Origin of the sequence: Paenibacillus mesotrionivorans, assembly GCF_046098205.1 — a bacterium.
Lineage (GTDB): Bacteria > Bacillota > Bacilli > Paenibacillales > NBRC-103111 > Paenibacillus_AR > Paenibacillus_AR mesotrionivorans.
This window is the reverse complement of record NZ_JBJURJ010000020.1, coordinates 115,007-126,578: the sequence shown is the minus strand read 5'-3', so window position 1 is coordinate 126,578 and position 11,572 is coordinate 115,007. Positions and strand designations below refer to the sequence as shown.

Below are 11,572 nucleotides of genomic sequence, written 5' to 3'. Positions count from 1 at the left end.
CGAGAGGACGACAAGTAGTGGACAGGCCGCCAAAGGAAGCACAGGTACTCAAAAAAATCATCGTGAAGTAACAACCACATAGCCAAAAAAAAGGAAAATGCCGCCATGTTTAGTTGCCTATTCTCTTTTTTGATGAAGAGCAGAGAAGGACATGTAAATATTTTCAACAAAAGCATGTTTATCCCTATCTCTAGGCGTCCACCTAGCCATGTTAAGTTTAGTGCATCGCCAGTGCCCCAGGAGCCCTTATTTGGCCCCAAAACAAGGGTTTCCATTTCTAACGGTCACCACAGCCGTTATTTTGAACAAAAACGCCTTTTTCACCCACGTTACCCGTCAATAAGCGCTCTCCCGTCCGTTAGAAAGTCTGAACGCCAATATTTGCTACAATAGCGGCTTTCCTGTCCGTTAGAGTCCAGCAGCGTCTTACCGAGCATCCATTACCCAAGTAAAAGGAGCGTAAGCAGCATGCCTCAATGGTTTGAAATCACATGGAGAACTCTGTTAGCCGTACTGATTTTGTTTTTTTTGACGAAGCTGCTTGGCAAACGTCAGGTCTCCCAGCTGTCCTTATTCGAATATATCACCGGCATCACCATTGGCAGCATTGCGGCATACGTCACCGTGGACTCGGAAGCCGAATGGATGCTGGGGCTTCTCTCCTTAACCGTATGGGCAGCCTGCTCCTACTTCATCGAATTTCTGCAGCTCAAGAGCAAACGGATGCGTGATTTTATAGACAGCAAAGGCTCCGTCCTGATCGAACACGGCAGGGTATTGGAGAAGAACCTGAAAAAGGAGCGGCTTACCACGGATGAGCTGATGGAGCAGCTACGCAAAAAATCCGCCTTCAATCTGGCGGATGTGGAATTTGCCATTATGGAGCCCAGCGGGGACATTAATGTCCTGTTGAAGCGGGAGAATCAGCCTCTGACTCCCAAGGATCTTGGACTTCCCGTCCAGCCCGAGAGAGAACCGCAAACGGTGATTATGGACGGGCAAATTCTGGAGGAAGCTCTGCAGAAGTCGGGACGGAACCGGAACTGGCTGGACAAAAAGCTTGCCGAGGTGAAAGCCGCCGTTCCGGATGTTTTCCTGGCCCAGATAGATGCCAACGGTGAGCTCTACGCCGACTTCTATGACGACCGCCACAAGCAGCCCCAACAACCTAAACCGCAGCCCAATGTGGAGCTGCTGTCAGCACTCAAGGAATGTGAAACCAAGCTGGCTCTGGCCGGTGTAACGGAAACCGAGCCTGGGGCAAAACAAGCGCTGCAGGATGCCTCCCAGGCGCTGGACACCCTGTTCCGGGAGCTGCAGCGGAGGCTTCAAGCCCGTCCTTAAGAAGTAAGAATAAAGCTCCCGCTCAAACGATGCTTATACGGGAGCATTTTTGTTATTCAGCCGATTTCTTAGCAACGCAGAACAGCTCGTGGCCCCGCATTTCACCTTGAAGCTGGGACAACAGCTCCATCGTCTGTGCGAAGGTAAAGGACACATTCGGCCGATAGTGAGGCAGCAGCCTTTCCAGCTCAGCAGTCGTCTGCTTGCTGAACAAGGCTTGAACATCTAGGCCAGCTTTTTCCACTATGCGTCTTAGGCTTCGCTCCGAATGGTGAAACAAGTGATCCGCTTCCGTGTACAATGAGCTAGAAATTCCGAAAACCTCATTCCTCAGACTATATCGATTCGGAACGCTGAAAAAGATATAGCTCTCCTTTGTAAGCAGCGAAGAGAGCTGTTTCAAAAAGGAAACGGGGTCAGGGATATGCTCAAACACATGCCAGAAAGCAACTGCATCAAAGGTTTCTGTTGGCAATGGAAGGTCAGGTGTCCATATCCCCTCAATGATCGGCAGCTGATACTTTTCAGCGATATACGCACAAGAAGCCGCGGAGGGTTCGACTCCAAGAGTGTCCCAGCCAGCAGCGCGCGCCATGTTGAGAAATTCACCTGTTCCCGAACCAATTTCCAACAGCTTGCCTTTATTGGGCTTATACATCTGCAGCATCAGTGTGTTAAAGTAGGCATTATCCAGATAAGAGCTTTTGATCCACTGATCTCTCATTCGAATCCAGCCCTCGTTGTATATCTCCGGAATCAAATCACTGCTCTTGCTGCGGCTTTCTTCGGGTTGAAAAAGCATATCACAATCCGGACAGGCTTTCAGTGTAAAGCGGGGGTAATTAAAAAACGTTGATATGGACTTACTTCCGCATATGGGGCACTCCATATTTTATAACCTCCGATGACTAATTATCTTGAAACAGAGTTACTTTTTTTACTTTATGAATACTAAAACAACAGATATGCATCTCAAATTTTTTCCTATTCCAGCAAAACATCTTTTGTGTATATATTACAGGCTCCAGCTCATGGGCGATGTCCATGAGTTCGTCGTCATTGAAGACCACGTGGTCGCTGGCGCTACAGATTATCGCCTACGCTGGATATTCTGTTCCTGAGGTATGGAGCTTTCTAACGAAAAAACCACAAACGAATTATAATCGCTTGTGGTAAGTTACATCATTCCTTTAATTCAAATATACCTTTAATACGGATTAAATTGGTATATTCACTTAAAAGCACAAGAGGCAAGTATAAAATCGTAGAGAGGATAACGCCTAAGCACACTGCCAATAAGGATAATATGATCAAAGACAGCAATCCCGCAGACAGCCTCATAACTTCAAATTGACCATAATAAAGTCTTAATTTCCATCCCGAAAAAGTTAAACATAGCAAAATAAAACCGAGAAATAAACCAAAAGAACCCGTTGTTAATGCACTTACCCAAATAATTGACCTATAGCGAAGTCTTCGTATTGTAATAGAATGCATATTGGCACCTTCCTATAAAAATAACCATGTTTCATTATAACCTTTTTTTTCTATTTTCGTGCATATTTCCCAAAGATCTTATTGCCCGGTAATAGGCAAACATTTTTTCCCATCTTTCATATATTCAATTTTATAAATATTATTACGTGATGATGTTTGCAAAGGTGATTCTTCAACTTTTTGAATATTAATAACAGTACCACCGTTATTGTTAATTACTCTATTAATTTCAGTATAATGCATTTTTTTTAGCTTTATTTCGCCGAAGATGAATATACTAAATAAAGCCAAAAATATTCCGATGAGAACAAAAATGCCATATTTACTTTTAATATAAATCACCTTTACTTCTGATGTATTTTTTCATAGATTCCCCGTGTTATGGAATAATGAGCCCACAGTGCAAACAATAATGCTTGATCTGGATGAGGAGCTCCCTTTAAATCATAAGCTGGCAATTGTACTGGATATATATCATCAGTTGTATATTCCTTTTGAAAGTCGGCTCCCCAGTCCCGATCTATTACTTTTGGGGAGAAACCTTTCGACATACCAATATCAAAAGATCCCTTTATGTTTCCATTGTTATCCATTCTAAATTCTTTAATTTGATCCTCAACTCCTATTTTACCATTTACTCCATAACTAAATATTAATTCTACATTATCGTCTGTTGCCGATACTTCTAATGCAGTATTTAATATTAAACTTAGTTCTACCTTCCCTTTAACATGTCGTTCAACACCAGCATTTTTCGGCACAACTTCTTTATAAAATAATCCTAAGTCCAGTTGATTTTGTGCCCATGCTCTTTCTCCATAACTTCCAGAGCTAACTGCATTATGAGGATACAATAATTGATTTGTATCTACCTTCATTTTTATAAACCTGCCCATACCAGGATCGTAATACCGAGCGTGAAAATAATACAAGCCAGCCGCACATTCTTGTTTTACAGTTTTTCGTGTATTGAAATACATGTGCAAAAAAAGAAAAACTATAAGCAAATACTCACCTGTGGTTGGCATTATAATACTTCACATAACAAAAAATTTTACTAGTATTCGCATCTTCTTTTCTTAGCTCCAAATGGATAGTCTAAATCCATCAAGCAAGCATAATTAATAGTTAGATAAATTTCCGCGGCGCAACTCTGTTGCGTGGTTTTTGGCTGTTTTGAATTACGCAGCGGTGGGCAGAGGAGAAAAAGAAAACCACAAACGAGAATTAGTCGCATGCATGTGGCTCATAAAAACATAGATTCATGAAAAGATTATGACAAACGCAATCATTAAAATACATATTGATGCAATTGTGGTGCAAATCAAAATAATTCTATTTTTTTCAGGATCATCCTTTGTTTTTAAATATCCTCCTACAAATAGTAAAGGTAATCCAATAACTCCCACAAGAGGTGATGATTCAATTAAATTCAGGTGCCATTTAATATTTAACAAATAAAAAACTCTAACTACACCAGCAAGTATTGATGAAATGGACAATAATATAATTCCTGCGCTAACTAGAATGGAATACTTTTTCGAATTCCTTAAAAAACATTGTACCAAAAATGTGCCCAAACCTATTGAGACAAGCAGATAAATGGGCCAAGGTAAGCTATTATAAAAACTTATCATAAACTATATGCACCTCATTTCGTTACTACATCTTTGACACAATCAGCTACGAATCCTAGACCAACTCCAACCCCAAAACCCACAGCGACCGGTACCCATACTTCAGCAGTTAATGTTCCAACGATTACAGTTGCGGTTATTCCAAGGCCTGAGGCACCCAAATCAACAACTGCAGCTTTAACTATATTTCAACCATCATATTCCTAGAAATCAGCATAAATATCAATTCCAGTAGAAGCAATAGTTGCTATTCCTAAAGCTTTTGAAACTGGTTTTAATACATCAACGGCTGGTCGAAACTTTGCTCCTTGAATAGCATTGGAACTGAATGAGATTTCCTTTCTATCAGACATATTCGATATTATTCTCCCTGCTATTGAATCGCCTGCTCCTGTTAATATATTCTTTACTACCTCTTCAGTTAATGTTATGCCGTTGGAAGAATCACTCATATCTCCCAAATTTCCTTTTCACCGATATGTTTCGAATCAGGTGTCCATATAGACCCGTTAACATTACACTTTTTACGCTATCACCTTTCACCCCACCATCATACCTGCCTGGGTGGGAATATTTACCGTTTGCAGATGTACACCAATTACCAGTAGGGTCAAAATAAATAAGTGGATTATTATGAACATACGTATAAAGATTCAAACTCACCGGATTTGTGATATCCCCTTCATACATATCCTCATTGACAAAGCATCAAGATTACACTTTAGATTGTTACCAGCCAGAAGTCCCACAGATACAGTAACAGTGAGTTATAGTAGTAAAAAAAGAACGCCACAAGCGGTCTTAATCGCTTATGGCATGAGGACTACTGAATTTTTAGAAGTATAATAATACCTATTCCCATTGCACATACTAACATTAATAATATGCCCATCAACAAGAGCCTGCGCAATTCACGTTGGTTATGGCTCATTTGAAATCCTGCAATGGCAACTAATATTAAACCAACAAAAAAGATCAAAAATAAAATAAATCGATTGGAGCTTAATAAATCAGAAGAATAAAAGTAATTAAGTATCAGACTGCCCATTTGGTAAAAACATGAAATTCCTATTAATAAAATTCCGAGTCCAAATATTCTATTTATTTTTTTGAGTTTTATATAACAAATGACCAAGATTACACCAGATATTAAGAATAATAAAATTTGTATCGGGTAAGGGAATTCATTAATAATATCGTTCATATTTCTTCTCCCATTCATTTAACAAAGGTACCTTTAATCCAATCCCCAACTTCTCCTATTAGGTAACCTGCTACTCCACCTGCAACAATTACTAATCCCCCAGCAATAATAACTTCTGCTCCAGCAGCAACAGCTGCTGCCCCGGCTGCAGCAATCATCATACCGGCCCCTACAGATACCCCATCACTCAGTGTAGTAATTATTGTTGCGTAAAACAAATCACTACCTTCATATTTGTTAATATCTTCACCAATATGGTAAACATATGAGCCCAACGCTATTGGTCCAGCAACTTTAATAGCAGTTGAAGCAAACGATACAGATTTTAAAGGCGGTGTATATTTCATAGCGGTGCCAGAATAAGGACCTGCATGAGTATAAGGAATTCTAGCTGCTGTTCCTTTATTTAAATTATTGATAGCATCAGACAATGGCTTCCCAAGAGCAGCATCAGCAGCACCTTTTCCTGTTTCAATTGCTATTTCTACTGTAACATTTTCCTTACTTGATGTGTATTCATATTTCTCCATCCTTACTCCATTCCAAATTATCCAGCTGTCGTTATGATTACTATCTTTTGAATATTTTGATGTGCCAACATCCTTTTCAACATCCTTTTGTCCCTCAATCCCTCCGTTACAACCTCCAGGCAATGAATATTTTCCATCTGCAGATGTACACCAATTACCAGTAGGATCTGAATAAATCAGCGGATTATTATGAACATACGTATACAAATTCAAACTCAGCGGATTCGTGATATCCCCCTCATACATATCCTGATTGATAAAACGTCCCACACTTGGATCATAATAACGGGCTCGAAGATAATACAATCCGGACTCTGCATCGTAGATTTCACCAGCATATTTGAAACTATTTGGAACAGTTTCCTCATTAATGAGTAAATTTCCCCACTCATCATATTGGTATTGGTTTACAACCACTCCGTTTGTATCAATCATCATGTTTACATCGCCATGTCCATTATATAAGTAATAATAGGATTTTCCAGTAGCTGCTTCTTTTTTGACCAATAATCTGTCGCCACGAACATAGTTCGCCTCAGTGGCATTGTTGCCATTGCTTTCAGCGATTACTTGGGCAAGAGCATTATATTGATATTGAATCGTTTCACCTCCATTTGTTTTTTTGTAGCGCAATCCATCAGCGGAATAAGCAAGAGAGGTTGTTGTATCTCCTTTAGCAACGTCAACTAAGCGATTATATATATCGTAGTTATTAACGTTGTCCTCCATAGAAAATAACAAAGACCTGGTATCCTCTTGAGTTTTACGATTACCAAGAAGGTCATAGGTATACCGAGAGGTTGACCCATCTGATCTAGTAATTCCCTCTAGTCTATTCAATTTATCATAAGTATACGTGCTGCTTCTATTCCCCAATAGAGTATCCTCGTTAATTGAGGTAATATTTCCATTAAAGTCATAGTCGTAGGTATAACTGGATAAGCTGCTTCCTCCTTTACTGTTCACTAATGTCTTTATTCTACCTTGGGCATCGTAAGTGTATTTACTTGAAACAATCGAGCCGTCTAACAAAGGTGGATAAGTAATGGTATCAACTTGGCCATTAGGATAGTATGTATATCGAACATTTGCTTGATCGCTATTATCTACTATATTCTGTCCATTGACTTGCACCTTATCCAGGCGATTACGGTTGTATTGAAAATTCACTGTAAATCCGGCAACTCCATTTACTTGTTTCGTGATTTGATTAATACCATTATAAGTGAGATTTAAAGAAGATCTGTAGTTATTTGCCGTTTGGTTTATAGAAGAAACCCTCTTATTCGTGTCCATTCCAGTTGTGATTTTGGAAGTATTTAAACCATTCAAGAAAATTTCCGTAGTATCAAATAGAATCCCATCACTACCGATGTTGGTTTTAATCTCTTGGTTGATGCTATCACGAACAGTAAGATTACTGATCATTCTTCCTTGAGTATCATAAAGTGAAGCTGTTGTGGCTCCCATTCGATCCTTAGAACCAATGAGTTGTCCCAAATTATTATAAGTGTATGTTTCAGTAGCACCTGTTGGATCGGCTTTACTTTGAAGGCCACCAATCTCATTATACTGTTTAGTGTTTAGTTGTACAGATTCCCCACCTCTTTCCATATACATACGCTTAATTTTTCCCAGTGCATTGTATTCAATATTGGTATACTGTCCTAATGCATCTCTGATGCTTATTACTCGATTTAGCGCATCATAGTAGTAATTTTTTGTTTTCCCAAAATCACTTATATTATTATTAGGATCAAGATAGGAAGATATGTTACCAGCAATATCGTATACGTATTCCTCAGTAATTGGCTGAGATCTGTTAGGCCAATCTTTAAAGGTACGAACAAATCTCAACTGCCCCCACAAATCAAAATCTCTCTCCACATACTGAGATTTCAAATCCAAGCGTGTAGGATCAGAACGATAATCTTCCATATCTGCCGCGGCAACAAAATATCCGGTAATGCGACGAATAGGCTTTAATTGTCGTTCGGTTTTATAAAGATTGCCGAATGCGTCTATAACTTCATCTTGATTTCCCCACATATCGTAAGCTGCCATGGAAATGTTCTCCATTGCATCACGAACATAAGCGACCCTTCCCTGATCGTCGTAATGATAACGGGTATCTTTAAAGGTATTTGTTTGCGGATCATGCTGAGAAATTTTACGCACATTTCCCATTCCGTCGTAATAAGAATACGCCTGATTTAGTTTAGTTAGAGTATTGTTTGAGAGGCGGGTATACTTCCGGTATGAATACAAGCGCAATTCACGTAAACTTGAATTCTCAGGATCATCCATTACTAATGTTGTATCATTTATTACTCCATACTCATAAATATCTGAAACAGCATACCGTTCTCCACTATTATTTGTAAACTCAGGATACTTTACACTTAACACACGTCCTAAAACATCGTAAGTGTATGCTGTTTTGTTATTGTTACCATCTGACTCCTCCTGCAGCAGACCTGTTCCCAAGTTATATGACATACTTTTCTTTATTGTCTGCACGAGGGGCTGGCCGTTACTATCGCTTGTTGTAAAGGTTGTTGTAACTTCGGAAGGAAAAGCATATTGCGTTTCTGCAGAATATCGGGTAATACTCTGGGACGCTTTACCATCTTCAATAGGTTTGGAAGTAACCACTTTACGTACTTTTCCTTTTAAAACAGTCGAAGCCTGGGTAGAATTGTCCATGACATTTCCATTTGAATCGATGGTTTCATACCAAGTAGTAGTAACTTCACCTTTGGGATTTATATGAGTTCGTAACCGGCCATTTCCATCATACGTATATGAATCTATAAGCTGTTTATCATAGTTCTGATACAATTTTTTGGACTCGACTTGGTGATAATTAGGCTCATAAATAAAAGTTGTGCTATACTGGCTTTTTGTTCGCGGATTATCCATCTCACTTCGGATTAAAGGTTTGGTTTCGGTGGCTACAGCCCCCCAATCCGTATACGTTTTTGCTACAAAGAGTTTGCTTGCTGTCGCATCTGTATCTCCAATGTCGTACTCGGTTATTTGAAGGTCCGTAGGCAGTTGGGTAAATGTCGAATGAAAAGCCAGATAGCTCGTGAATTTACGTGAAACCGCAGATGTTCTTGTCTCCTTTACGGTAGGTTGCTGCTTTCCGTTATAGGTGGAGATACTGGTTAGCCCATTCGTTCGAGTGTTGCTCTGCAGTTTGGATTGACTGGAAAAGGTGTAGCTCGCTGGAAGATCATAAGGGTTAGAATAACCGGGATAACCGGAATAGTCATTGGTATACGTATAATTCAAGTGGTTGTAATCTCCGGTTGCACCTGTTGATTTCACCAATTGAGTATACCTCTGGGTTACTCGGAAGTCTTCGGAAATTCCTGATGGACCTAAATTTCGATTGGTTAGCTCATGTTGATATTTGAACCTAGTGCGATCTGCGGATATTTCGTTCAACAGAAAATAACTGTTCCACCCTGAGTAATCATACGACTTATAACGATGATCAAATCGTCCAACTTTTGTTTCGTATTCGAAATAAGTATACTCTGAATTCTGGTTTTTTATTGACCACAAATAAGGCGCATATCCATCGGGATTTTCATTAAATTTCATCGGCTGGCGCCATTTTGTGTATATAACAGACTCAACAAAATTTCCTGATGGATCATTAACAGTGACCGTAATTTTCTCCCCGTTTGCATTACTAAACTCTTCGTCAGTCACAGTCTGCAAGTTTGTTGTGTAGGTAAAACTAATGGTCCGGCCTACTGAGTCCTTAATAGAGGAAATGACATTATTTGTTTGGCCATCATAGGTTACTCGATCCTGATGCTGGAATGTTAATGTGTTTCCGTATCTATCCACGATTCCTAACAAACGACCATCCGCTGCGAAATATTCACGCTTCTTGCTGTCATATTCCACGTAAAAAGCCGAAGTGGCTTGCCCATTACTGAAGGTTCCTTGGGCATCTGCTAGAAACTGAACATCCTTTCCTTGATATCCCAAAAGATGAGTATAGCTTTCGACAGCCCCCGTTGCCCCAAAGTCCACCCGGTAAATGGGTCCTTCACCGGTATGATAGTATGTATATCCATCTGCCAGCTGGACAGAAGGAAAGCGGAACGACCAACCCTGACCCAGATCGTAACGGGAAATTAAATAATTGTATTTTTTGATTTGTCCTGAGCTGTTATAATGCCTCATATATCCAAATGCATAATTGGATTGATACATTACCCCAATACTCAAATCCAGTCCTTCAATACCCGGCAATTGAATTTGATTCGATTTCCACGTTAGAGATCCTGTCACTTCGTCAATATTCTCACTTCCACTACGATCAGCATATTGAGACTTGTTCGTCTGGTTTATGGATTCTTGGGTAAATAATCCGTTGATCACATTGTCATCACCGTAGACTGCAGCATGAGCGTATGCCGACAGTCCAATTGATATACAAAGTAAAAATAAAAAGGTGCTAAAAAAGCGTAAAAATTTATTCATGCATTTGCCCCCTTTCTGCTGCTTCCTTTAACTGTATCAGTTCTTCGTGTTTGTTCGTTTTGAACGAATGTATAGCTTGATCCAACGACAATTTTCCATTTTGTTTTAATTGTTTAAGAATTTCCAGACGCTCTGCTTTATTAGGAACCTCTTGGCTTATTTGATCCACTTTTTTATTAAGTTTTTGAGTAAGATCGGACAACTCACGATCAACATGTTCTTCTACTTCCTTTTCTATCGCTTCCCACGATGGCTTTCCATTTTCCTTACGTTCCAGTAATTTACGGGGTTCGACCATCCAGTCATTACCAATCTGATCGGACATATAAATATCTTCTAGCGAAATTCCTTTTAACATCAGTTCTTCTACATCCTTTTGATGATAATTGAACTGATCTTCCTTAAAAATACGTTTATTACGTTTTTCTTGAGTCTTGCTTTTCATCAACGAGATGGAATCATTCTCATTCCCTTTTGCTTCTACGGTGCTTATTGCAGGCAATTTCGGTATTTCCACAGGCTGTTCATTGGTTAATTCCAATGCCCAATCTTTTTCTAAGATGGGTTGTGATACATCTGCTTCCAATAGCTCTTGCTTAAATTCTTCTTCCATTTGCTTCCGATTATCTAGGAACTCTTCTTCCTGAGTTTCTATGGATGATGTAACAGTGGCAGTGCTTTGTTTGTGATTAAGCCAAGCCGGAATAGAAAGACTAATAATTAATATGGTCACCAGAAATATAATAAAGCTGCTAGTTGATTTAGAAATTGCTTTTTTCATTCAAAATTTCCTCCCTAACACTTTTTGAGGGATAGAGGGTACTGAAGCAAAGATTCAATAACCCTCTATCTCT

The 11,572-nt window shown here is 39.5% G+C and carries 10 protein-coding genes; 1 reads left to right on the top strand and 9 read right to left on the bottom strand.

Going from position 1 to position 11,572, the window contains the following annotated elements; translation table 11 throughout:
- Positions 1 to 275 (bottom strand): hypothetical protein (locus ACI1P1_RS25525; RefSeq protein WP_416219322.1); only part of this gene is annotated, 275 nt, incomplete at its 3' end.
- Between the two features lie 193 nt (positions 276 to 468).
- Between ACI1P1_RS25525 and ACI1P1_RS25520 the strand changes: the two genes are divergently transcribed.
- Complete coding sequence (locus ACI1P1_RS25520) at positions 469 to 1,344, top strand: DUF421 domain-containing protein (RefSeq protein WP_416219321.1); 876 nt, start codon at positions 469 to 471, stop codon at positions 1,342 to 1,344.
- A gap of 52 nt (positions 1,345 to 1,396) precedes the next feature.
- Here the strand turns inward: ACI1P1_RS25520 and ACI1P1_RS25515 are convergent, their stop codons facing one another.
- The 8 genes from ACI1P1_RS25515 to ACI1P1_RS25480 form a co-directional block, all read right to left on the bottom strand.
- Complete coding sequence (locus ACI1P1_RS25515; RefSeq protein ID WP_416219320.1) at positions 1,397 to 2,233, bottom strand: class I SAM-dependent methyltransferase; 837 nt, start codon at positions 2,231 to 2,233, stop codon at positions 1,397 to 1,399.
- Positions 2,234 to 2,919: 686 nt separating this feature from the next.
- Positions 2,920 to 3,183, bottom strand: coding sequence for a hypothetical protein (locus ACI1P1_RS25510; RefSeq protein ID WP_416219319.1), 264 nt, complete (start codon positions 3,181 to 3,183; stop codon positions 2,920 to 2,922).
- A gap of 2 nt (positions 3,184 to 3,185) precedes the next feature.
- Positions 3,186 to 3,869 (bottom strand): RHS repeat-associated core domain-containing protein, encoded by a 684-nt coding sequence (locus ACI1P1_RS25505; RefSeq protein WP_416219318.1) that lies wholly within the window; start codon positions 3,867 to 3,869, stop codon positions 3,186 to 3,188.
- 234 nt (positions 3,870 to 4,103) lie between these two features.
- A complete protein-coding gene (locus tag ACI1P1_RS25500) occupies positions 4,104 to 4,478 on the bottom strand; it encodes a hypothetical protein (RefSeq protein ID WP_416219317.1) in 375 nt (124 codons plus the stop codon).
- Between the two features lie 203 nt (positions 4,479 to 4,681).
- On the bottom strand, positions 4,682 to 4,930 hold the full coding sequence (locus tag ACI1P1_RS25495; protein WP_416219316.1) for a hypothetical protein: 249 nt from the start codon (positions 4,928 to 4,930) through the stop codon (positions 4,682 to 4,684).
- A 371-nt stretch (positions 4,931 to 5,301) separates the two neighbouring features.
- Complete coding sequence (locus tag ACI1P1_RS25490) at positions 5,302 to 5,682, bottom strand: hypothetical protein (protein ID WP_416219315.1); 381 nt, start codon at positions 5,680 to 5,682, stop codon at positions 5,302 to 5,304.
- A gap of 14 nt (positions 5,683 to 5,696) precedes the next feature.
- Positions 5,697 to 10,718, bottom strand: coding sequence for an RHS repeat domain-containing protein (locus tag ACI1P1_RS25485; protein ID WP_416219314.1), 5,022 nt, complete (start codon positions 10,716 to 10,718; stop codon positions 5,697 to 5,699).
- The gene (locus ACI1P1_RS25480) at positions 10,711 to 11,499 is read right to left on the bottom strand and encodes a hypothetical protein (protein ID WP_416219313.1); all 789 of its coding nucleotides are present in this window, start codon (positions 11,497 to 11,499) and stop codon (positions 10,711 to 10,713) included. Before ACI1P1_RS25480 ends, ACI1P1_RS25485 begins: the two co-directional genes overlap by 8 nt.
- Between the last annotated feature and the right edge of the window lie 73 nt (positions 11,500 to 11,572).

Bases quoted from the DNA above. Each gene is read 5' to 3' on its own strand.
- ACI1P1_RS25520 (WP_416219321.1), top strand. From the start codon at position 469: ATGCCTCAATGGTTTGAAATCACATGGAGAACTCTGTTAGCCGTACTG.
- ACI1P1_RS25515 (WP_416219320.1), bottom strand. From the start codon at position 2,233: ATGGAGTGCCCCATATGCGGAAGTAAGTCCATATCAACGTTTTTTAAT.
- ACI1P1_RS25505 (WP_416219318.1), bottom strand. From the start codon at position 3,869: ATGCCAACCACAGGTGAGTATTTGCTTATAGTTTTTCTTTTTTTGCAC.
- ACI1P1_RS25500 (WP_416219317.1), bottom strand. From the start codon at position 4,478: ATGATAAGTTTTTATAATAGCTTACCTTGGCCCATTTATCTGCTTGTC.
- ACI1P1_RS25495 (WP_416219316.1), bottom strand. From the start codon at position 4,930: ATGAGTGATTCTTCCAACGGCATAACATTAACTGAAGAGGTAGTAAAG.
- ACI1P1_RS25490 (WP_416219315.1), bottom strand. From the start codon at position 5,682: ATGAACGATATTATTAATGAATTCCCTTACCCGATACAAATTTTATTA.
- ACI1P1_RS25485 (WP_416219314.1), bottom strand. From the start codon at position 10,718: ATGAATAAATTTTTACGCTTTTTTAGCACCTTTTTATTTTTACTTTGT.
- ACI1P1_RS25480 (WP_416219313.1), bottom strand. From the start codon at position 11,499: ATGAAAAAAGCAATTTCTAAATCAACTAGCAGCTTTATTATATTTCTG.